Raw genomic sequence first — 23,807 nt, 5'->3', positions numbered from 1 at the left:
GGTTTTTTTATGGGCCAGAAGCGAGAGTTGAGATACGAGTTTCTAGAACCTAGAATCTCTTCCCTCGCCCCTTGTTACTCTTCACTCGCTACTTGTTCCTGAACTTAATGCTTAGGTAAACGAATAACAAACGCTGCACCTTCAATCTTAGCCGTTTCGACATGGATCTTGCCTTGGTAACTCTCAACGATTTCATGGCAGACCGACAGGCCGATACCTTGCCCCGGATTGAGCTGATCGGCGCGAATGCCTCGCTGGAATATGGCTTCTCGCATTGTTGGGTTGACCCCTGGTCCGTCATCTTCAATACGGATCAGGAAGTGATTGTCTTGCTCGCTTACGTTTACCCGCACTTCGCTGATACAGAAACGATAGGCGTTTTCTAATAAGTTACCGAGTAACTCCATTAAATCGTCACGGTTAACGGGCAGTTTCAGTGATGGGGAAAACTGACAGCGCAAGAGTACTTGCTTGTCTCCATAAATCTTACTCAGCATACGGCCAAAACTGTCAATAGCAGGTTTGAGTTCCGTTTTATCTTTCTGCAGGCCTTGCTGGCCCATCATTGCACGTTTTAGCTGATACTGAACCTGGTCATCCATCTGACTGATTTGTTCCATCACGCGCTGATTCAATTCATGGCGGGCGATATCCTTGTCATCCAGCAACGCATTGGTTGCGGCCAAACGGGTTTTAAGGCTATGTGCCAGATCGTCCATGGCATGACGATAACGCCCTTTCTGGTCGTTACTGATCCGGATCAATCGGTTGAGAGCCAGAGTAATATCCTGAAGCTCCATGGGATAATTGCTGTCTAATCGATCTCGTTTAGCATCTGTCATCTCATCGAGCTGGACAGCCAGTTTTCGCAGTGGCTGAAAACTCCAGTGGAATGCGGCAATCAGAAAGGTAATGGCAATCAAGACAAACAAACCAAGGTAAAAGGTCGTGCGTTTGTGTAATTTGGCCAGAGACGATTCAAAGGCATCACCTGAACGTAGAACGACCAGTTGATAAATGCTGCCATCTTCACGCTCCCGGCCCAGGTTGTAAGCAATATAGCTGGTGTTGTTCGGTGATTCTATTAAAGTAGGTGTCGCTATTTCATCCGGCAAGTAATCGCAAATATTTGAAAGATTAGCTTTTTTCGCTTCATCTGAAAGCCATACTGTATTATCGTTAGCATCACACATAACCGACATATAGTCGGTATCTGAAGGGTCAACAGATTTAATCCACCTGTCCACATCCTTGATCAACCCGGCACGGTTTAGCTGAGCGACCACCATTGGCATTTGCGCCACCAGTTCAGATGAATAACCAGCCATATAGCTTTGGGTGTACAGCTGATTAATGACCCCGGCCAGGGCGGATGTGATCAGGACGATAATGGCCACCGAGGTCACTAAGACCCGGCGACGTAATCGGGGTTGCAGGATTCGCCTCATTGAGCGAGTAACTCGAAAATGTAACCCTGACCACGAATGGTTGAAATCGGGTTCTCCTGACCTGTTTTGCTGAACTTTTTACGCAAGCGGCTGATCATAACCTCAATGGTATTCGGATCGCCTTCCTGATCTTCATAAAGTACATCTAGCAGGCGCTGTTTTGAGACCACCTGGCGGCTATGGCGCATCAGGTATTCCAGCAAATCGTATTCAAAGGCGGTGAGTTCAAGTAGTGTTTCCCCTACGAAGACTTGCTTGGCTAACAAGTCTACCCGGATGTCACCAGCGGTCATTTCAGGTTTCACGAATCCGGCACTGCGGCGCACCAAGGCACTCAGGCGAGCCACCATTTCTTCTTTCTGGAACGGTTTGACGAGGTAGTCGTCAGCACCGGCTTCAAGCCCGGTGACTTTATCTTGCCAGTTTGAACGGGCGGTCAGGATCAGAACGGGTAGTCGTAATCCTTTTTTTCGCATGTCTTTAATCAGACTGATACCATCGCGATCAGGTAATCCGATGTCGACAATAGCAATATCATTGGGGTAGTTCTGCGCAAAAAACAAGCCTTCTTCGGCTGTGCCTGCACATTGAATTTGATGACCCAATTCACTGAGTTGGGATTTGAGATGATGACTCAGTATTTGATCATCTTCGACAATTAGGATTCGCATAATTTTGATTACCAAAGATAAATATATCTATTGAATATACTTAATAGAGAGGGAGCTTGCGACAATAAGTGTAGGCAATGTGACTGAATAGACGCTGACTGATCAAAAACAAATGGGATCTTTGATAGTTCAGCGTCTTTAAAAGAAGAGCGGCTAGTTCAGGATGATGATCAATGTACCTGCGATGGTTAACAGCACGTTGGCAATCGCATAGGTACCGGCATAACCCAAGGCCGGAATAGTGCTTCGTGCATGTTCGTTAATCATGTCCATTGCCGGGCCACAGGTGCGGGCACCGATAATCGCGCCGAAAAGCAAAGCCCGGTTCATTTTTAAGATATAGGCACCGAACAGATAGGCTAACACCACTGGGATGACGCTGACCATAATACTGGTTACAAAGACAGTCGGACCAATCTGGGTGATGGATTCAAGCAAATTAGAACCCGCGCTTAACCCAATACCGACCATAAAGACCATCAAACCCAAATCTTTGGCCATATTCAATGCGCCTTGCGGCACATAACCAAAAGTAGGGTGGTTGGCTCGTAAAAAGCCCAGGGTAATCCCCGCAAGCAACAGGCCTGCCGCGCTACCTAGCCCAAAGGCAATATGGCCGAAGACCATAGTGATGGTACCGATCAGTAAACCAACAATGAAAAAACAGCAAAAAGCCAACAAATCGGCGATTTGACTGTGAATGGAGATAAAGCCAATGCGTTCAGCTAAGCCTAAAACACGGCTTTTTTCGCCACTGACCTGCAAGATATCCCCTTTATTGAGTCGGATATTATGGTCCATTGGCATTTCGATTTGCGCCCGGACTACTCGGTTAAGGAAACACCCGTATTCAGACAGGTTCAGATCGGATAAACGTTTTCCTGCAATGCTATCATTTTTAACCACGATTTCTTCTTCTACAATACGTAAATCGAGAAGGTCACGGTCGAAAACTTCTTTACCATTGCGGAAACTCGGATCCAGTCGGGCATGGCTGTCAGGATAGCCAACCAATGCGATCTCATCGCCTTCCTGTAAGATCGCATCACCATCAGGGTTTGCCAAAATCCCGTTACGACGAATACGTTCTATATAACAACCTGTCTGGCGATAAATACCCAGCTCGCGCAGGTTTCTGCCGTCAATCCAGTTGATCAGTTCCGGGCCAACCCGGTAAGCACGGATAATGGGCAGATAGACTTTCCGTTGGGCAATTTCACCAATCCCACGCTCGCGGGCAATTTGCTGTGATGATTCAGCCAGATCTTGTTTTTGTAGCTTCGGCATCAGCTTCGCAAGCAGAATCAGGCTAATCAAGCCAACTAAGTAAGACATCGCATAACCGACACTCAGACTATCAACCATTTGTTGGATGGTACTGGCGTCGCTGATCCCGGATAAGCCACTATTAAGCGCATCTTTAGCACCCACCAACACAGGTGTTGCGGTCAGAGAGCCTGCCATTAATCCGGTTGCCAAAGCTAAATCAAGGTTTAGGTAATGAGCCATCGTCATGGTGATTGTGATGGCCGAAAGCAACACCACTAAAGCAAGTAATAAATAATGTTTACCGTCACGGAAGAAAATACCAAAAAAGTTTGGCCCCGCTTCGATACCAACGCAGAAAATGAACAGCATGAAACCGATGTTAAGTGCTTCGGTATTAAAGGTAAATCCGGCATTTCCGAACAACAGGGCAGTGAGCAATACCCCAATTGAATTGCCAATTTGCATGTTGGCTATTCGAATTTTACCAAAACTAAGACCGACGGCAAGAACGACAAAAAGCAACAGAATATCATTCTGATGAAGAAGGGCTGCTACGTTGATATTCACAACATTATATCCGGGAAGGGTAGGCGCGATAAAAGTGCCGGAATTCTAGCTGATTTTAGAGGTTTGTTATACCTATTAAAGGTAAAAACAGTGTAAAAAATTCACAGGAAATGATGCCTGAGCAAAATATACTAAATCAGTGGGTTTATTACGTTTGGTATCAGATTTACAAGAAGTACAGTAAATATAAAAAAGGCTGAAATTTCAGCCCTTTATTGGAGGGGTTATTGGAATAGTTCCAGGTTTTCTTTCGCGTAGGCTTCAAATTCAGTACAGCCGCCAATGTGTTCTTGATCGACAAAGATTTGAGGTACGGTTTCAACGGGCTTACCGACGGTTTTTTCCAGGTCCGCTTTACTGATGCCCTCCGCATGAATGTCAACGTAGCGGAAATTAAAATCATCACGATCTTCTTTTAGCTTTTCAGCGAGCTCTTTAGCGCGAACACAGAACGGGCAACCGGGGCGTCCAAAAATAACAACGAACATAATTTCTCTCCTCAACTTTATTGTGTTTACTATATCGTGACTCTGACTGATGAGAAAGAGGGTTTTATCTCTCGCTCTGATAGATAAAACCGATTGATAGTAAAACTATACCCAAGTTACCTCAATATGCATCACTCCCGAAGGGCGAGTTTTCCAGGCACTAATGTTGTGTTGCTGATTTTTGATGTAGGGCGACTATGTCTGCAAATCACCGCCTGACCTTAGCACCTGGAAATTCTCGCTGAAACGAGCATCTTGAGGTTACTTGGGTATATACCTTTGCTGTAACAGAAAGATGATTTCTTTATGGAAATGAGAGGCCTGTATTGCTTTACATCCTTGTTGGTGTCAACCAAACCTGACGCATCATTGCCGAATGTGATAGAGCACTTGTTATGGTGTGAGATCTTTTCAATATGACGGGAATGTTGTCCAGAATCAAAACTAGGAATAGTTATCGGTGCACACTCACGAGGGTCTGTTTATCTTTCACCATTGCAGCAATTATGTCGAAAGATAAACAGACCCTGGTATTAGAAGAGGATTATGATTGAAATAAGGGCAGAAAACCCATCGAGCTAGTGTCAGCTTCGCATTGACTGCTAGTTAGTCCCTTCTCAAATCAGATGATGCTATTTGTGTAGCGGAGGACCTATGTTTCAGTTTATGACGTCTTCAAGGATCGTTTTTGGCGAAGGGGCGCTGAGTCACTCATTTTCAACTTTTAACCAATTTGGCTATAGCGTCTTGTTAGTCACGGGGAAAGATAGCCTGCGGTCTGAACCAGTTGTCGGTTACCTAAAACAACAGAACATGCGCTATCAGCAGGTTGCTGTGCTCGGTGAGCCTCTGATTGCCATGATTGAAGAAATGGCTGCAATGGGGAGAAGATTCCGCCCGGATATGGTGATAGCGCTTGGCGGCGGAAGTGTTCTTGATGCCGGGAAGGCGTTGGCGGCACTTATTCCCAATCAGGGAAGCGTTTATGATTATGTCGACGTCGTGGGACGTAATGTGCCGCTGCAGGCGAAACCATTACCCTTTATTGCGATTCCAACCACGGCAGGTACCGGTTCGGAAGTCAGCAAGAATGCCGTGCTTCGTTCTGCTCAGGAAAGTGTCAAAGTGAGCCTTAGCAGCCCTGATATGCTTCCGGATCTGGCCATTATCGATCCAACCTTAACCTATGGTATGGACCCTGTTTTGTCGGGGTGCTGTGGCATGGATGCATTTACCCATTTAATGGAAGCGTATGTCTGTGGTGCACCCAACCCTCTGACTGACATGGTGTGCGAAGAAGGCTTGAGGCGCTTAGCCGGAGCAATCATTCCTGCTTGTGAAGATGATGATCCGAGGGCGCGATCTGATATGTCATTTGCTGCGATGCTAGGGGGAATGGCATTGGCCAATGCCAAATTAGGGGCCGCACACGGTCTGGCTTCGGCGCTCGGCGGGCGGATACATTCACCTCATGGGCTTATCACCGCCCAGTTGGCCCCTTTTGTGATGCAGGAAAATGTCTTAGCGGCAAGGGAAGCTGGCCGTGCCGATGTACTCAATCGTTATCGCCAATTGGCCTGTATTTTGACCGGACGGATCAACGCAGAAGTTATTGATGGCATTCTATGGACGAAACGGACGTTAAAGCGGTTAAACTTACCGCCAGTTTCGCAATTTGGGTTGTGTGACACCATGTTTGATGACGTCGCCGAAGATGCCTTGCGCTCAAATGCGATAAAGGGAAATCCGTTGCCGCTTAACAAGCAACGTTTGCAGGGGATCCTTGAGCAAGTCTGTCAGGAATGCAAAATTAATATATCGAGCCAGATTTAGGTGATTCTCGTAATGCGGGAGTTGTGCTACATTGACGTTATACAAGATAACCCTGAATACAGAAACGTGACCGTTATGACGGACCTCCTTAATAATAAGGACTTTAGTACCCGTTGAGACTCAGATACACTTGATTAACCAGCTTAAAGTCTCGTGCAGTAGCACATTCAATTGATGTCGCTTTAATAATTAATTCGATTTTTTGTTATTTTTTAATTGGTTGCGAATGAAATTGCAATAAGAAGAATAAAAGCGGAAGAGAATATGAACAATATAAGGAAAGTGGCACTTGCACTGTTTTTTGCTACTTTACTGAGTGGCTGTCAAAGCACACCGGAAGACGGTCTGGCGGCTACGTCTGAAATCAACACTGAAAATGCCTACCAAAATGCACTAGAAATGCATAAGAACTGGCAACAGAAGATGATGAATATAGACCATCTGGCACTCTATTCACCGAATAAATTTAATGCGCTTCAGTCAGGATGGAAAAAAGCAGATCTGATTTATCTGGAATTTTCCGATGAGCCTGATGTCGCATTTGAAAACTACTCTATTTTTTCATCAACAACGTACCTTGAACGGTTCTTCGATGAGATACATCAAGCCCAGTTAATCTTAACGGATCTGGAGCGTTTGAAAGTACAGGCAGATAACGTGCTCGAACCTGCGATTGAGCAAATGCGCTACCTTAATTCCTTAGGTGCCCAGCAATACTATCGAAGTGAATATACTCGATTGAATCGTTTATATGCCAAGTTATTCCGTTTAGTTGAGCAAGAAGTTATCAGTGATGCCCGTGAAGAGCAGGATGAATTTCTCGAACGCAGCCATAGCTTAGAAGTGAAGACGGTGAAAAAGATATATATCGCACCGCTAGAGAGCGAGTTGCGTAGTCTGCGTCAAAAAGACGTGAAATATTACGCCCCCCTAAGCTACGCCCGTGTAGAGTCGGAAATTGGTGCTGGCAATACCGTTATTGATCTGTCACCGAGAGACTTTACGACAATTAACAAAGCCGTCACGGAGATCCAGTTTGAGCTCGACCATGCTGCACATATCGCGCTGGAAGTACAAAGCCTGCGTGACCGCAGTAAAGATGAATATGAGAATTTCATTCTAGATATTGAAGCTAAATTACTGCGTATTTCACGCGCCCTCAATGATGAGGATTTGCGAAACAAGCCGATGCGTACCCAGGCTCAATTAATTACGGATGGTGTAGCAACGGCACGTCAGCAGCGTGCAGTTAAGAGTATTACGGCTCAGCAAGATCCGGCCAAAGATCAGCAAATTCAGGCTTTAACCTTATTGGTGGAAAACCAGAAGCAGGTTATACAGCAGTTGCGCGCAAAAATTGTGTCACAACCCGATTCTTATTCTGCGCCGTATCAGCTTAAAGATGTCGAACAAACGGACCCGACAGAGCAGAGTATGCCAGTTGTCGTCGCAACAGATCTGGCTGAACCATCGGTTGAAGGGACACTTTTATCTGAATAACTTGTCGATCCTATAAGAGCAGCCATTGGCTGCTTTTTTCTTAATGGGATAAGGATAGAGCGTCTTGTCCGTTATCTACACTCATGGTTCAAAAAAACTGTATATATATCAAATATAATCATGTTTTTTTTTCCCTAAGGCTGAATTTTAGTCCTGATTTGGATTGATCTGCCTCTCATCATCCATTAGAATTCGCCGCGCATTTAAGATGCATCCATTTTTGAAATTTTATCATTTTTGTTGAATTACTCCTGTAGGGGAACTAAATGTCCACGAAACTAGCTAACCCGGCGCCGCTTGGCCTAATGGGTTTTGGTATGACCACTATCCTTTTGAATATCCACAATGCGGGTTTTTTCCCGATTGATTCTATGATCCTTGCAATGGGTATTTTTTACGGTGGTCTTGGTCAAGTGCTAGTGGGCATGATGTGCTTCAAGCGTGGCGACACATTTGGTACCACTGCATTTACGTCATACGGTCTGTTCTGGCTGACTCTGGTTGGTCTGATTGTTATGCCTAAAATGGGCTTGGCAGCAGCAAGCCCAGCAAACTTCATGGGTTGGTATCTGGGTCTGTGGGGTGTATTCACGGCATTCATGTTCGTTGGTTCACTATGCTACCCACGTGCAAAGCAGTTCGTATTCGGTTCTCTGACGGTACTATTCTTCCTGCTGGCTGCTCGTGACTTCACTGGTAGCGAGCTAATCGGTACGATCGCTGGTTTTGAAGGTATTATCTGTGGTGCGAGCGCAATCTACTTTGCAATGGCACAGGTACTCAACAACGAATACGGCCGTACAATTCTGCCTGTAGGCGAAGTGAAGAAAGAGAAAGCAAGCCTGAAAGCGGCTGCTTAATCTGACCGAACATTAAAAAACCTCGCAGCGGCGGGGTTTTTTTGTACCTGCGTATACCCAAACTCTAAATAAAGCCCTATTCGCCCATATGACTGCCTTGTCGAAAAGTCACGGAATTCTCGCAGAACACTCCATATTAAAGTAGTTGGGTATATACCTTCTACCAACTATGATTATTGTTATCAGAAGCTTGGTTTATTACTGGAGGTTGTATGGCGCAACGTTACGCAGCACTGATGGGGGCATTGGTTGCCGATGCCGCGAGTATGGGAACACACTGGATTTACTCCCCGGAACGTGTCAAAACTCTTACTGACTTACCTCACTTTCCATTCATAGAACCGGATGCTTCGCACTATGAAGGTGTTGATAGCTATTATGCACACGACAAACTCACAGCCGGTGAGCTTACCGCCTACGGTGAGTGGTTAGCGCTATACATTCGACTGCTGGCAAATCCCGATGTTGATACCCACAGTATTCAGCAACAAGTTCTTGATTATTTTGGTCCAGGTGGCGAATTTGTCGGTTATATCGATAGTCCGACCCAAGCATTATTACTGAGCTTGTTTTCTCTTCCGCCCGAAGACTGGCCGGAAGATTCGGGTTGTGATGACGATCAGAATACGGCTTTATGTGCGGTACCTGCATTAGTGGCTTTAAAGCACTCTTCTGAAAAGTTAGAGCAGGAAATTGAGCGCATTGTTGGTATTACTCATCAAAATGATATTGCCATTTCCAGCGCCAAGGCATTTGCCAGCGCCTTGAATGAAGCATTACGTTCACGCCGTATGGAGCCGGTACTGAATGTCTTAAAAATCAAATCGGAACCGAAGACCCAGGATTTAATTGAGCAGGTGAGGGTACTCAGTGGCGATGTAAATGATCTCAAGCATGTACTATCGATCGTCAACCAAGCCAATCATTTGACTGACAGTATACCGATGGCTGCCTGGATTTTAAAAAACAGTGAAAGCTATACCGAAGCAATTATCAAAAATATACTGGTGTCGGGTGATTCCTGTGGTCGCGGTATTATCGTCGGCGCATTAGCAGGAGCTTGCTACGGTTTTGGTGATGATAAGGGCATTCCCATTTCATGGATCACGACGTTGCAGTGTGGTGAGGCGATCGCAGAAGATATTGAGGTGTTGTTGAAAGTAGCGATTGGCTAGAAGTGAGTAACGAGAGAGAATCCAAACAAAAAAAGCTACCGATAAGACGGTAGCTTTTTACGATAGTATCGAGTTTCGCAAAGTGAGCTTCTAGTGACTCGCTTCTCTTATCTCGTCTCTGTGATTAACAAACAACCTTGATTGCCAGACCACCCTGAGATGTCTCACGGTATTTAGCATTCATGTCTTTGCCAGTTTCAAGCATTGTCTCAATAACTTTATCAAGTGAAACGCGCGGCTCTGATGAACGGCGAAGCGCCATACGGCATGCGTTAATTGCTTTAACTGCTGCAATACCGTTACGCTCGATACATGGCACCTGTACCTGACCAGCAACCGGATCACAAGTCAGACCAAGGTTGTGCTCCATAGCGATTTCAGCCGCCATACAGACTTGCTCAGGGCTTCCGCCCATCAGTTCAGCAAGGCCAGCTGCCGCCATAGAACATGCTACACCGACCTCACCCTGGCAGCCTACTTCAGCACCGGAAATAGAGGCATTACGCTTATAAAGGCCACCGATAGCGCCGGAAGCGGCGAAGTAACGTGTGTAGTCTTTAGGACCAACATTTTGAATGAACTTATCGTAGTAAGCCAAAACCGCTGGAATAATGCCACATGCACCATTGGTTGGTGCTGTAACAACACGACCGCCCGCTGCGTTTTCTTCGTTTACCGCAAATGCATACATGTTCACCCAATCGACAACAGTCATTGGGTCATTGCTGAATTTTTCGGTTGCCATTAACTGTTGGTAAAGAGCGGCAGCACGGCGAGGTACGCGTAGAGGGCCAGGCAAAATACCTTCTTCGTTCATACCGCGTTCCATACATTCACGCATGGTCTTCCAGATTTTCGAGAAGTAAGTATTAATTTCGTCTTCTGCGTTCATCGCTCGTTCGTTTGCCATAACGAGAGCGCTGATAGATAGACCGTACTCTTTACAATGGCTCAAAAGCTCATCAGCCTTTGTGTACATGTAAGGCACTGTAACGTTTGATACTTGTTCTTTACCAAAGTTCTCTTCATCAACGATGAAACCACCACCGATGGAATAATACGTTTTAGTATACGCTTCTTCATCACCAATCCATGCGTGGATTGACATACCATTTTCGTGAAGAGGAAGGTTAGTAGTATGGAAGTTCATACCACCGTCACGGGGGAATTCAACTGTGTGGCAGTGCATGCCAACAGGTAGGCGTTCAGTTTCTTCTACGCGGGCAATGAAGCCGGGGATACTATCGATATCGACATGCTCAGGGCCGTTGCCCGCAAGGCCCATAATGATAGCAATATCTGTGTGGTGACCTTTACCGGTAAGAGAAAGTGAACCATAAACATCGACGGTAATTTTGGTTATATCACGTAATTTGCCCATAGCGCGCAGGTCATCAATAAACTCTTTACCTGCTTTCATTGGGCCAACAGTGTGTGAACTGGAAGGACCCACACCGATTTTGTAGATATCAAAAACACTGATCATGTGTATTACCTCAGTCGGGGGAAGCGCTCTTGCCTCAGGCCAAGACTGTCATAGTTTTTATTATTCTCGCCCCTTCCTTGGCGAGATCACTAGAAAAACAAAAGAGCAGGTGGCAAACGCTTCCTGCTCTTAAGTATCATCTATTTTACGCAAATTGTCTCAGAAGGCTATGCGCTGTAGCACATTTTCTTGGACGAACAAGCCGTAAAGGATGGTTATCGCTGTTATAGCGATGATTGCATTATAACGCGCCGTAGATTACAGAAGTAATAGCTGCAATACCACATAGAGCGGTAAAAATACTTACAGGTGCTGATGTCTTGTACTTCGCCATAGCGGGTACTTTATACATTGCGATTACAGGCATTAAGAAAAGGATACCAGCGATCATCGGTGCACCCATAGTTTCAATCATGCCTAGGATGCTAGGGTTTACGATTGCAACAATCCAGGTTGTGATAACGATGAAGCCAAGAGAGATTTTCTCAATCTTGTTAACTGGCATGCTTGAGCCAGATTTCACTAGCCCTACAAGACCTTCATGTGCACCTAGGAAGTGACCAAAGTAGCTTGAAGTGATTGCAGCAAAAGCAACAAGAGGACCCAGTAAAGAAATTAACGGAGATTCGTGGATGTTCGCCAGGTAAGACAGAACACTGATGTTTTGTGATTGCGCTGTAGCTAGTTGTTCAGGTGATAGAGACAGAACCACTGAGAACACAAAGAACATTACGAAGCCCATTAGCATCATTGCAGCGCCACCAGTGATCATGTCAGTTTTACCTACTGCATTGTCACCGTAAACGCGGCGTTGTTCTTTAGAGAACTGGCTGATAACCGGGCTATGGTTGAAAGAGAATACAATGATAGGGATTGCTAACCAGATAACTGAAGGCATAGCGCTCCAATCCGGGCTTACAGATACCATTGAATTATTCCATCCAGGAATCAGGTAAATTGACAACGCTAGCAGAATGAATACTAGTGGGTAAACCATCGCAGAAGTGGCTTTAAGCATTAGTTCTTTACCGAACACAACACCAGCAGTCATTGCCAAGATTAGGCCACCTGATAGCAACCAACGTGGAATTGATTCCATGCCCATCTGGTTTACCAGGAAAGAATCAACAGTGTTTGTAATACCTACACCGTAGATTAGAACGATAGGGTAAATGGCAAAGAAATAAGCAAAAGTGATGAGTTTAGCGCCAGATTTACCAAAATGTTCTTCTACAGTATCAGTGATATCTGCTTCAGGATTTTTTGCTGAAAGCACAAAGCGAGCAAGGCTTTTATGTGCAAACCAAGTCATTGGTGCAGCAATAAGAGCAAGAATAACTAGCGGCCAGAAGCCACCTGCACCAGCTTTAATTGGAAGGAAAAGTACACCAGCACCAACAGCGGTACCGAATAGTGAAAGAGCCCAAGTGAAATCTTTGTATGTCCATCTTGCTTTTGTGGCACCAGCTGATGCCGAGCTTACTGTAGTTTGCATGATTATATGTCCAAAGTTTTTTTACGGAACGGAACAGGAACGGGGCGCATTTTGAGGATTTATGGCAGGAAAACTTTGATCAAGATCTCGTTATGTAAGGGGTGCAAATTGCAATACAATTAAAGGTGATCTGGGTCACATAACTTGTTGCGGCAAGGTTAGGGGAAATGACGTGTTAGAAGGTTTTTTTTAATACCAGAGCTGTTTTGATAACAATTTAATCATCTGGGCGGTTGCCCCCCAAATTGAATAATTGCTGAATGGAATTGAATAAATCGTGTGGATTTTGCCTTCTACCCGGAACTGCTGAGTGCGCATATTCACTGGGTTTAATAGGTAGTGAATCGGTACTTCGAACAGTTCATCGACCTCATTAGGATCCAGCTGTGGCGTGTAATCTGGAGCAATGGTTGAGAGAAATGGCGTAACCATATATCCGCTGATAGTGGGAAGAGAAGGAAGCTGACCCAGAATATGACTGCGCTTGCATAAAATTCCAGTCTCTTCTTTGGTTTCGCGGATGGCTGTGGCGATTAAATCCACATCATAGGCTTCATGGCGGCCACCAGGGAATGCTACCTGACCCGGATGGTGTTTTAGGTGTTTAGCTCGGCGTGTCAGTAAAATGTTGAAACTGTCATTACGCGGGACTAAGGGGATCAGCACTGCCGCTTGCTTAAATGTATCTGTTTTAGATACATACTGGCGCACACGCACATTATGACTGGTGTCATAATTGGTCGTGGGAGCTAGCAAAAATCGGCTTAAAATCTGTTGCTGATTGTTCATAGACCATCCGTGGTTATGTGGGTTCGATCTGTTTAGCTGCGACAGTATGGTCGATCATCCCATAGCTGTCGGCATACGATGTTACTGCTTTAAGATTGGCAGAATTTTACTGAGTTTGTCCAGTGTTTCCTGATATTCGCTTTCAGCTTCACTGTCTGCGACAATTCCGCCACCAGCCCAGGCAAAGAGCCGGTTCTGCTGAGTGATCAGTGTACGAATGGTGATACTGGTATCCATACGACCACAACGACTGATATAGCCGATGCTGCCGCAATACACGCTTCGACGGTGAGGTTCTAGCTCTTCAATGATCGACATAGCACGAACCTTAGGTGCGCCGGTGATCGAGCCGCCAGGAAAACAGGCCCGTAATAAGTCGGTCGGTGAATGTTGTTCATCGAGTTGACCCGTAACTGTGCTAACCAGGTGGTGTACGGCAGGGAAGCTTTCAATCTCAAATAGCTTTGGCACTTTGACGCTGCCAGGTTTTGCCACTCGACCAATATCATTTCGCAGCAGATCAACAATCATCAGATTTTCTGAGCGATCTTTCTCTGCGTAGCGTAATGCCTCGGCATAGGCTCGATCCTGCGTGACGTCTTCAGAACGCGGACGTGTCCCCTTGATGGGTTTTGTCTCCACATAGCCCTGTTTATGTTGCAAGAAGCGTTCAGGCGATACGGACAGTACGGTGCCGTGCTCAGTGCGAATGAAGCCAGAGAAAGGGGCACCATTGATCTGCTCTAAACGCAGATACGCTTGCCACTCGTCTCCCTGATAGGATGCATCAAAGCGTTGTGCCAGATTAATCTGGTAGCAGTCACCTGACAGCAGATACTCCTGTACCTGATCAAATTTGTTGCAATAATCTGTGGTTGTCATGTTTGCAGACCAGTCACTTGTTAATGTGAATGGTTGGCTTTGTTGTGAAACGCGATTTTTGTGCAGCTGCAGCCAGGCGTCTTTTTGCTCGCTCAGCCATTTCAAACGGCCGCTATCTTGTGGCGAGATCAGAAATAACATTTGTTCCTGATGATCGGCGATCAGTGCCCAATCATAAATGCCGATAGCCATATCCGGAGCGGTAATATCGTGGCAGGCAATATTGGCTATCTTTTCGACTCGGCGGCCTAAATCGTAGCCGAAGTATCCTAGCGCTCCGCCAATAAAAGGCACATCTGTCCTAGCGTTAAGTGGTGGCAAAAGCTGAGTCTGAATATATTCTACTAACTTGAAAGGATCTTCGTTGCTGGTTTGTTCATCACCATTTGAAAATTTAATACGAGTTGTTTCACCACGAGTCTCTAAAGTGGCTAAAGGATCGGCAACTAAAATATCAAAGCGATTATCTGGGTGATCCTGAGCGGCCGAGCGTAATATCATTGCCCACGGCTGGCCCGCTAAAGGTTCAAACCACGAAAGTGTCGCTTCTTGGGCGTAATCGAGTTGTTCAATACTCAGTTGAGGATGTGATTTACAAATCATTTTCTTTTTTGTGACAGGTGATCGATTGGCGCGTAGCGCGAAATTGTCCGCAAGAGTATCATAAACCCGGAATTTAATACGACGCCCAAGGACGATCCTTTGTGTTTATTTTCTATTTCATCAGTAGAAGCTGACTCACCAAGGACAACAGCCACGAGGATCATGGCTGCGTGGTTGCATTATTCACAGTATTCGCCTAACCCTACTGGCAGGGTTTGAATAATGTAAACCACACCCTACATTGGAAGCGTGCTGTAGTGGTAAAAAAGCCGGGCGCCATGGAATGATAATAATCAACGAGGGCAATTATGACCGTCATCCGTAAAGAAGATGTGATTAGTAGCGTAGCGGATGCGCTGCAGTACATCTCATATTACCACCCGCTGGATTTTGTTCAGGCCTTGGAAAAAGCCTATAACAAAGAACAAAATCAAGCAGCGAAAGATGCGATTGCGCAGATCTTGATCAACTCCCGGATGTCTGCCGAAGGTCACCGTCCTCTCTGTCAGGACACCGGCATTGTGACCTGTTTTGTTAAGATTGGTATGAAGGTGCAGTGGGACAGTGATCTGACTGTGCAAGAGATGATTGATGAAGGTGTCCGTCAGGCATATACCAACCCGGATAACCCGCTGCGAGCCTCTGTCGTCGCGGATCCTGCGGGTAGCCGTAAGAATACCAAAGATAACACACCCGCGGTTGTACATATCGATATGGTGCCAGGCAATAAAGTTGAAATTCAAATTGCCGCTAAAGGCGGTGGTTCAGAAAATAAAACTAAGATGGTGATGCTGAATCCATCGGACGATGTAGCAGAATGGGTTGAGAAAACCGTTCCTCTTATGGGCGCGGGCTGGTGTCCGCCGGGTATGCTGGGTATTGGTATTGGCGGTACTGCAGAGAAAGCCGCAGTACTGGCGAAAGAATCTTTAATGGAATCGGTCGATATCCATGAGCTTCAGGAGCGTGGTCCGCAAAATGCAGAAGAAGAACTGCGGTTAGATATTTATAACCGTGTAAATAAGTTGGGCATTGGCGCGCAGGGCTTGGGTGGCTTAACCACCGTGGTTGATGTGAAGATTAAAACGGCGCCAACTCATGCAGCTTCTAAACCTGTTTGTATGATCCCGAACTGTGCGGCGACTCGTCACGTACACTTTACGCTAGACGGCAATGGTCCGGCAGAATTAACGCCACCGAAGCTGGAAGACTGGCCTGAGGTGACCTGGGAGGTGGGCGAGAACGTCCGTCGTGTAAATGTTGACGAAGTCACTAAAGCCGACGTTCAGGAATGGAAATCAGGCGAGACCGTTCTGCTGTCGGGCAAAATCCTGACCGGTCGTGATGCTGCGCATAAACGTATTCAGGATATGCTGGCGAGAGGAGAAGATTTTCCTGTCGACTTTAATAATCGCTTTATTTACTACGTCGGTCCGGTTGATGCGGTGGGGGATGAAGTCGTTGGCCCTGCAGGCCCGACAACCTCAACCCGTATGGATAAATTTACCGATATGATGCTTGGCCAGGCGGGTCTTACTGGCATGATTGGTAAAGCAGAACGTGGCCCGGCAGCCATTGAGTCAATCAAAAAGCACAAAGCAGTATATCTGATGGCCGTAGGTGGTGCAGCCTACCTGGTTGCAAAAGCGATCAAGAAAGCGCGTGTTGTCGCGTTTGAAGATCTGGGTATGGAAGCAATCTACGAATTTGAAGTTGAAGATATGCCGGTAACGGTAGCGGTTGATTCCGACGGTACCAATGCTCACCAGACGGGACCGGATACCTGGAAAGTTAAAATCGCCGAAATGGATGCGTAAGCATTAAGCGTTTATACCGGTGGGTATTACATCTTGTATGAAGGAGCCAGTTGGCTCCTTTTTTCTAGTTTCGTTGATCTGAAAGTCACCTCATCAGCCAAGTACATAAAGCCGATCTTTGTTCGTTGTGACTCGCCTTGTCTTCGTCCCTTTCACTCTACGTAATGATCAGGCTATTCCCCGATTGGTTTAATCAGCCCGGTGAGTTGCCAATGTACCCTTTTCTATGGTTTTTCTTGTTTTTTAGTACCTTGTTGGTATTTTGTTGTCTATTATTGGCTACACTGATAGCTTGCGCGGTTTGATGTGTTGTAGGCGTTTCTGTCGCGATTGAGTAGCCTGAATAAGAATCTATCTGGCTACGGATAAGAAGATCAAAATATTAAGAATAGTCTGACAATCATAAGGATTGGGGAGAATCTATGGGGCGCATAGTATCTGCCGCATTACTGTTAGGTGTATTGCTGACAGGGTGCGGTGAAAAACAGGTGGAGGTTCCCGAGCCGGAGTCTCGTCCGGTAAAATTACAAACGGTATCTGTGGGTAATAATCAAACTTTTCGAACATTTCCTGCAACGGTTGAAGCGGGCGATAAGGCGGTGTTGGCATTCAGGGTCTCAGGCCAGTTGTCCTCCGTTGATGTTAATCCGGGAACAACGGTTAAGCATGGTCAAAAACTAGCCAGTCTGAATACAGATGAGCTTTCTCTATTGGTTGAGCAGGCACAAGCGAAATATGAACTGGCGTATGTTCAGTTTAAACGTGATGAAGAATTGCGGAAAACAAACGTGGTATCTGAACTCGATTATGATACCTCTAAAGCGTCATTGAAACAGGCTCAAGCAGCGTTGGATAAGCAAAAAGCCAATCTCAGCTATGCAACATTGGTTGCACCTTATGAGGGTACTTTATCGCTGTCTTTGGTGGAAAATTATGAATATGTGATGGCGAAACAGCCAGTGATGCATATTCAAAGTGCTGGACTTATTAATGTCGCTTTCCAGCTTCCGGATCATTTATTGGCACGTTTTCAAGGGCAGTATGATAGCCAGCCTACTGTCATGTTCGATACCATTCCTGGGAAAAGCTTTGCAGCTCAATTTAAAGAAATTGATACCGAGGCTGATGCAAAAACATCCAGTTATAAAGTGACCTTATTTATGGAACGCCCGGAAGGTAGAAATATTCTTCCTGGTATGGCGAGTCAGGTCAAAATTGCCATTCCTAAAGGTAACTCAGGTGCCATTTCAAAGCGCGCCATCATAGAGGAAGATGATGGCATTTATGTCTGGTATGTCGATGAGGCGGGTATTGTCCACAAAACCCGGGTCGAACTGGATGATAAAGGACGCGTGGTTAAAGGCTTGAAGGATGGCGACCAAATTGCTATCTCAGGTGTTAATGAATTACAAGAAGGCCAGAAAGTAAGGGCCTGGATTAAGGAGCGAGGACTGTAATATGAAAAAGCTATCCTTAATTGTTTTCGCTGTTGGCACTGTTTTGACCCTGCAGGGGTGTGAAAAGCCACTGATTGAAGAGAGGCAAGTGGTGCAACCCGTGACGGTGATGCCAGTGGTTTTAGCATCGGCATCGCCTCAGCTAGCGTATTCTGGAGTCGCTGCGGCAGCTGATAAATCAAGCCTGTCTTTTCGTATCCAGGGGGAAATCATAAAAATAGCGGTACGTCCCGGCGACTTAGTCAAAAAAGGTCAGTTATTGGCGCAACTTGAACCGACTGATTATCGGTTAGAAGTTGACGATGCCCAGGCAAAGTATAATGTTGCGGATAGCCAGTACCGACGTTCCGCCAAATTGGTCGACAAAGGCTATTTAGCCCAGTCACAGTTTGATGAACTGAAAGCCCAGCGTCGTATTGCCCGAGCGAGACTGAACCTGGCGAAATTAAGCTTAAGCTTTACCCAGCTGAAGGCACCATTTGATGGCGTGATTTCGCGTGTACCTGCCGAGCAATTTGAAAATGTGCAGGTTGGACAGCAAGTTATGAATATTCATAGTGTAGATATGGTCGATATTCATATTCAGGCTCCGGATATGATCTATTCACAACGGTCAGCGGTTGACGTTGAAGATTCAAGGCCAGGAGCCCGAATTATACTGACAAATGGTTTGGAATATAAAGCTTACCTTAAAGAGTTCACCACCGAGCCGGATCCGGAATCAGGGTCGTTTATGGTGACCTTAACCATGCCGATGCCTGAAGACCTTTTTATTCTTGATGGTATGTCTGTTGAAGTCAGAGCCGATGCGGAAAAACTGAAAATCTACCCTCGCGGTGAAGCCGTTATTCCGCTGGAAGCTATCTTCAATGAAGATGGGGATGATTTGGATTTGGATAATAAATTTGTCTGGGTAGTGGGTGCAGATAACACGGTGAGTAAGCGCCGTATTGTTACCAATACAGTTGTTCCAGAAGGTGTTCGTCTGCAATCCGGATTGGAAGAAGGTGAGCAAATTGTGATTGCCGGGGGAAATCGCTTGCGGGATGGACAGCAAGTGAAGCTCGTTGACATGGAGGCTGGACAATAATGAAACAAGATATCGCCGCCTATTTTATCAAGAACAAAGTTGTCAGCTGGATGGTCACATTGATCTTTCTGGTTGGCGGTACCATGGCCTTCTTTGGCTTGGGAAGGCTGGAAGATCCTAATTTTACCATCAAAGATGCAATGGTGGTGACAGCCTATCCCGGCGCAACACCGCTACAGGTGGAAGAGGAAGTTACCTACCCGATCGAGAAGGCAATTAAGCAGCTTACCTATGTTGATGAAGTAAACTCCATTTCCAGTCGCGGTTTATCACAAATCACGGTCACCATGAAAAACAATTTTGGTCCCGATGATTTGCCACAAATCTGGGATGAACTTCGCCGAAAGGTAAACGACCTGAGGCCGATGTTGCCACCTGGGGTGGCTGACCCATCGATTATCGATGACTTTGGTGATGTGTACGGGATCTTGCTGGCTATTACTGGTGATGCCTATTCGTATAAAGAACTGAACGACTATGTGGATTACTTTCGTCGTGAGATAGAACTGGTTGAAGGAGTCGGTAAAGTTGCGGTAACAGGCACTCAGCAAGAGCAGGTCTTTATTGAAATATCGGTGCAGCGCTTGAGTAGTTTGGGTGTTTCATTGCAAACGATCTATAACACTCTGGCGACGCAGAATCTCGTTTCTAGCGCAGGTGCGGTAAAAATTGGAACGGAATATATCCGTGTTCACCCGACTGGTGAATTTACTGATGTAGATGCGCTAGGTGATTTGATCATCACCGACAATGGTGCTGAAGGTCTGATTTATTTACGTGATGTCGCAACGATCGAACGCGGCTTTAAAGAAGTACCCGATAATCTTGTTGGCTACAATGGAAAAGTGGCACTGAATGTCGGCATCTCGTTTGTGTCGGGAGTCAATGTTGTAGATATTGGTAAAGCCGTCTATCGCCGATTGGATGAACTGAAAGAACAACAGCCTGTTGGTATCGATATTGATGTCGTCTATAGCCAACCCGATGAAGTGGATAAGTCTGTTCAGGGCTTTATTATCAGTCTCGGACAGGCGGTAGCGATTGTTATTGTGGTGCTGTTGTTTTTTATGGGATTGCGTTCAGGTCTCCTGATCGGATTGATCCTGCTGTTAACGGTATTGGGTACATTCGTGTTCATGAGCACGATGGCTATAGATTTGCAGCGTATATCGCTCGGGGCTTTGGTTATTGCACTTGGGATGCTGGTGGATAATGCCATTGTGGTTGTCGAAGGCGTGCTGATCGGGATGCAAAAAGGGCGAACTCGGATGCAGGCGGCATCAGATATCGTAACCCAGACGAAGTGGCCACTGTTAGGGGCTACCGTGATTGCGGTGACTGCCTTTGCGCCGATCGGTTTGTCTCAGGATTCGACGGGTGAGTATTGTGCGACTTTATTTAGCGTACTGTTAATTTCACTGATGTTGAGTTGGTTCACGGCGATTTCATTGACCCCATTTTTTGCCGACATGTTCTTCAAAAGTGTTAAAAACAATGCCGGAGAGGAAGAAAATGACCCCTATAAAGGTGTCTTTTTCGTGATGTACAAGAAATTTTTAGAAATGTGCATGAAGTACGCATGGACAACCGTGATCGTATTGATTGTGATGCTTGGTGCCAGTCTGTATGGTTTTACTCAGTTAAAACAGTCCTTCTTCCCATCCTCTACTACACCGATGTTCATGGTCGATGTGTGGCTACCGGAAGGGACCGACATTCGTTCAACCAATGACAAATTACGCCAACTGGAAGAGTTAGTGAGTACGCAAGACAGCGTAAGTCACGTATCTTCAAGTGCGGGTAAAGGTTCGCAGCGTTTCATGCTGACGTATGCGCCAGAGAAGAGTTACTCGTCATACGGTGAGCTAATCATCCGTGTTAACAGCTATGATGACGTGATGCCGATGATGCGAAAAGTCAGTAACGAGCTTGATATTAAGCACCCTGACATTGAGTATAAATTAAAGCGAATTGAATTAGGTCCGTCATCCGGTTCTAAAATTGAAGCGCGTCTAGTAGGCCCCGATCCAACGATTTTACGTGGTCTCGCCCAGCAGTCGCTGGATATTATGCGTGCTGATCCGGGTAGTTTTAACGTTCGTCATGATTGGCGGGAACGTACGAAAGTACTTGAGCCAATCTTCAATGAAAGTCAGGCTCGCCGTTATGGTATTACCAAAGCTGATGTTGATGATTTGCTGCAAATGGCATTCTCTGGCTTGTCTGTTGGTATCTATCGTGATGGCACCAATTTGATGCCAATCGTTGCACGTTTACCGGAAGCGGAGCGTGTAGATGTGAGCACGATTGAAGGCATGAAGATTTGGAGCCCGGCAATTCAAGGCTATGTACCACTGCAACAGGTTATACTAGGCGTAAATGTTCGATGGGAAGATCCATTGGTTGTCCGTAAGAACCGTAAGCGTATGCTGACAATCATGGCGGATCCTGATCCATTAGGTGATGAAACTGCGGCAACCCTGCAGGCCCGTATTCAGCCAAAAATAGAAGCACTGGATTTCCCTCCCGGTTATTCACTGGAGTGGGGAGGCGAATATGAATCATCGGCAGATGCGAAAGCGTCACTGTTCCAGACCATGCCGATGGGCTACCTGTTCATGTTTTTGATCACTATCTTCCTGTTTAACAAAGTGAAAGAAGCGGTGATTGTGTGGGCGACAGTACCGCTGGCAATAATTGGCGTCACAACCGGTTTGTTGGTGCTGAATACTCCGTTCGGCTTTATGGCATTACTCGGATTCTTGAGCCTGTCTGGCATGCTGGTCAAAAACGGTATCGTATTGGTTGATCAGATTGAGATTGAAATCAGCGGTGGTAAAGAGAAGTACCAGGCTGTGGTTGATGCGGCAGTGAGCCGCGTGCGTCCGGTATGCATGGCGGCAATCACAACAGTACTCGGTATGATCCCGCTGTTGCCTGATGTGTTCTTTAAACCCATGGCGGTAACGATTATGTTCGGGCTGGGCTTTGCGACAGTACTGACATTGATCGTTGTGCCAGTACTGTATCGAATGTTCCATAGTTTGAAGATCCCTCAGGAACAATAATGCGGTTTGGTGATAAATCAAAATAGCAAAAGGGCTCCCGAAGGAGCCCTTTTTAATTACGGTTTAGTCTTATCCCGATTGGTATGACTATCAATATCGCTTAAATGACTTTCCACGCCATCGCTTCACCGGCACGAATAGGCACCACCTCATCGTTACCGAATGCCATAGTCTCAGGAACTGTCCAGCTTTCTTTTGTCAGCGTAATGCTATCGGTATTACGTGGCAGGTCGTAGAAATCAGGGCCATTGAAGCTTGCAAAAGCTTCAAGCTTATCTAAAGCTCCTGCGTCATCAAACACTTCAGCGTACAGCTCTATGGCCGCATGGGCAGTGTAAGAACCCGCACAACCACAGGCTGATTCTTTGCGGCCCTGAGCATGGGGCGCCGAGTCTGTCCCTAAAAAGAATTTAGGGTTGCCGCTGGTGGCGGCTGCAACTAATGCATGCTGGTGAACGTTACGTTTTAGGATCGGAAGGCAGTAGAAGTGGGGACGAATACCGCCAACTAGCATGTGATTGCGGTTAAACATCAGATGATGCGCGGTAATTGTCGCGCCGACATTAGGCCCGGCGTTTGTCACAAACTCTACCGCATCAGCTGTCGTAATGTGCTCAAGCACCACTTTTAAATCAGGGTACTGCTCAACAATCGGCGCCAGTACCGTTTCAAGGAATACGGTTTCACGGTCGAAGATATCGATATCGTGAGTCGTCACTTCACCGTGAACAAGTAGAGGCATACCGGTTTCTTGCAAGGCTTGCAGTGCTGGGCGAATATTTTCGACAGACGTGACACCAGAATCAGAGTTAGTCGTTGCGCCTGCTGGGTAAAGTTTTGCAGCGTAGATATGACCGGAGGATTTTGCCTTGTGAATTTCTTCAGCGGTGGTGTTGTCGGTGAGGTAGATAACCATTAGAGGGGAGAAATTGCCTTGAGGGCCTTGGGCAATAATACGTTCGCGATAGGATAATGCAGCGTCTGTATCAGTGACCGGAGGAACCAGATTCGGCATGATTATCGCTCGTCCCATATACCGGCTGATGTCACGAACCGTATCTTTTAGTACGTCGCCATCACGTAAATGTACATGCCAGTCATCAGGACGTGTAATAGTAATCGTTGTCATCATTGCTTCCCTCCCAAAAAATTCGCCCGATTCTAAAATCATCCACATAGTAAGTAAAGGTCAATTATCAAACAATGTATTTAATTGATGATTAATAGCGCAATCGTTTGCTGCTGGTGGGGGCAATGAAGAGGGGAAATAATAAAGCCAGCAATAATTGCTGGCTTTATAAGCTTATAG

Annotated in this window: 17 protein-coding genes; 8 read left to right on the top strand and 9 right to left on the bottom strand. The window is 46.1% G+C overall.

The features are described 5' to 3' along the window. Positions 1 to 104: 104 nt before the first annotated feature. The 4 genes from C9I89_RS00925 to C9I89_RS00910 all read right to left on the bottom strand — a co-directional run bounded on the left by C9I89_RS00925 (position 105) and on the right by C9I89_RS00910 (position 4,443). Complete coding sequence (locus C9I89_RS00925) at positions 105 to 1,448, bottom strand: ATP-binding protein (protein WP_107281465.1); 1,344 nt, start codon at positions 1,446 to 1,448, stop codon at positions 105 to 107. Then, complete coding sequence (locus C9I89_RS00920) at positions 1,445 to 2,119, bottom strand: response regulator (RefSeq protein WP_107281464.1); 675 nt, start codon at positions 2,117 to 2,119, stop codon at positions 1,445 to 1,447. The genes C9I89_RS00925 and C9I89_RS00920 overlap by 4 nt, the downstream gene beginning before the upstream one ends. A gap of 153 nt (positions 2,120 to 2,272) precedes the next feature. After that, a complete protein-coding gene (locus C9I89_RS00915) occupies positions 2,273 to 3,955 on the bottom strand; it encodes an aspartate:alanine antiporter (protein WP_107281463.1) in 1,683 nt (560 codons plus the stop codon). A gap of 224 nt (positions 3,956 to 4,179) precedes the next feature. Continuing rightward, positions 4,180 to 4,443 carry a GrxA family glutaredoxin gene (locus tag C9I89_RS00910; RefSeq protein ID WP_107281462.1) on the bottom strand — a complete coding sequence of 88 codons (264 nt, stop codon included), beginning with the start codon at positions 4,441 to 4,443 and terminating at the stop codon, positions 4,180 to 4,182. Positions 4,444 to 5,097: 654 nt separating this feature from the next. Between C9I89_RS00910 and C9I89_RS00905 the strand changes: the two genes are divergently transcribed. From C9I89_RS00905 to C9I89_RS00890, 4 genes are all read left to right on the top strand, one after another. Further along, positions 5,098 to 6,276, top strand: coding sequence for an iron-containing alcohol dehydrogenase (locus C9I89_RS00905; RefSeq protein ID WP_107281461.1), 1,179 nt, complete (start codon positions 5,098 to 5,100; stop codon positions 6,274 to 6,276). Between the two features lie 264 nt (positions 6,277 to 6,540). Further along, positions 6,541 to 7,776 (top strand): hypothetical protein, encoded by a 1,236-nt coding sequence (locus C9I89_RS00900; protein WP_107281460.1) that lies wholly within the window; start codon positions 6,541 to 6,543, stop codon positions 7,774 to 7,776. A 266-nt stretch (positions 7,777 to 8,042) separates the two neighbouring features. Further along, entirely contained in the window at positions 8,043 to 8,636 is a 594-nt protein-coding gene (locus C9I89_RS00895; protein WP_107281459.1) for an acetate uptake transporter, read from the top strand. Positions 8,637 to 8,848: 212 nt separating this feature from the next. Beyond that, complete coding sequence (locus tag C9I89_RS00890; protein ID WP_107281458.1) at positions 8,849 to 9,811, top strand: ADP-ribosylglycohydrolase family protein; 963 nt, start codon at positions 8,849 to 8,851, stop codon at positions 9,809 to 9,811. Positions 9,812 to 9,935: 124 nt separating this feature from the next. Here the strand turns inward: C9I89_RS00890 and C9I89_RS00885 are convergent, their stop codons facing one another. The 4 genes from C9I89_RS00885 to pabB form a co-directional block, all read right to left on the bottom strand. Further along, positions 9,936 to 11,297, bottom strand: a complete 1,362-nt coding sequence (locus tag C9I89_RS00885; protein ID WP_107281457.1) for an L-serine ammonia-lyase — start codon at positions 11,295 to 11,297, stop codon at positions 9,936 to 9,938. 241 nt (positions 11,298 to 11,538) lie between these two features. Next, positions 11,539 to 12,792: an aromatic amino acid transport family protein gene (locus C9I89_RS00880; protein WP_107281456.1), complete on the bottom strand. Its 1,254-nt coding sequence runs from the start codon at positions 12,790 to 12,792 to the stop codon at positions 11,539 to 11,541. 189 nt (positions 12,793 to 12,981) lie between these two features. Next, complete coding sequence (locus tag C9I89_RS00875) at positions 12,982 to 13,581, bottom strand: CoA pyrophosphatase (RefSeq protein WP_107281455.1); 600 nt, start codon at positions 13,579 to 13,581, stop codon at positions 12,982 to 12,984. Positions 13,582 to 13,662: 81 nt separating this feature from the next. Beyond that, positions 13,663 to 15,066 carry an aminodeoxychorismate synthase component I gene (gene pabB, locus C9I89_RS00870; protein ID WP_107281454.1) on the bottom strand — a complete coding sequence of 468 codons (1,404 nt, stop codon included), beginning with the start codon at positions 15,064 to 15,066 and terminating at the stop codon, positions 13,663 to 13,665. Positions 15,067 to 15,374: 308 nt separating this feature from the next. Between pabB and C9I89_RS00865 the strand changes: the two genes are divergently transcribed. The 4 genes from C9I89_RS00865 to C9I89_RS00850 all read left to right on the top strand — a co-directional run bounded on the left by C9I89_RS00865 (position 15,375) and on the right by C9I89_RS00850 (position 22,498). After that, positions 15,375 to 16,883 carry a fumarate hydratase gene (locus C9I89_RS00865; protein ID WP_107281453.1) on the top strand — a complete coding sequence of 503 codons (1,509 nt, stop codon included), beginning with the start codon at positions 15,375 to 15,377 and terminating at the stop codon, positions 16,881 to 16,883. 422 nt (positions 16,884 to 17,305) lie between these two features. Then, positions 17,306 to 18,340: an efflux RND transporter periplasmic adaptor subunit gene (locus tag C9I89_RS00860; protein WP_107281452.1), complete on the top strand. Its 1,035-nt coding sequence runs from the start codon at positions 17,306 to 17,308 to the stop codon at positions 18,338 to 18,340. A 1-nt stretch (position 18,341) separates the two neighbouring features. Next, entirely contained in the window at positions 18,342 to 19,430 is a 1,089-nt protein-coding gene (locus tag C9I89_RS00855; RefSeq protein WP_107281451.1) for an efflux RND transporter periplasmic adaptor subunit, read from the top strand. Further along, the gene (locus tag C9I89_RS00850) at positions 19,430 to 22,498 is read left to right on the top strand and encodes an efflux RND transporter permease subunit (protein ID WP_107281450.1); all 3,069 of its coding nucleotides are present in this window, start codon (positions 19,430 to 19,432) and stop codon (positions 22,496 to 22,498) included. Before C9I89_RS00855 ends, C9I89_RS00850 begins: the two co-directional genes overlap by 1 nt. A gap of 100 nt (positions 22,499 to 22,598) precedes the next feature. Here the strand turns inward: C9I89_RS00850 and pyrC are convergent, their stop codons facing one another. Continuing rightward, on the bottom strand, positions 22,599 to 23,627 hold the full coding sequence (gene pyrC / locus C9I89_RS00845) for a dihydroorotase (protein ID WP_107281449.1): 1,029 nt from the start codon (positions 23,625 to 23,627) through the stop codon (positions 22,599 to 22,601). Positions 23,628 to 23,807: the final 180 nt, after the last annotated feature.

Origin of the sequence: Photobacterium lipolyticum (assembly GCF_003026475.1) — a bacterium.
GTDB classification, from domain to species: Bacteria; Pseudomonadota; Gammaproteobacteria; order Enterobacterales; family Vibrionaceae; genus Photobacterium; species Photobacterium lipolyticum.
The sequence above is the reverse complement of the archived record's forward strand: the minus strand, read 5'-3'. Positions and strand labels throughout refer to the sequence as shown.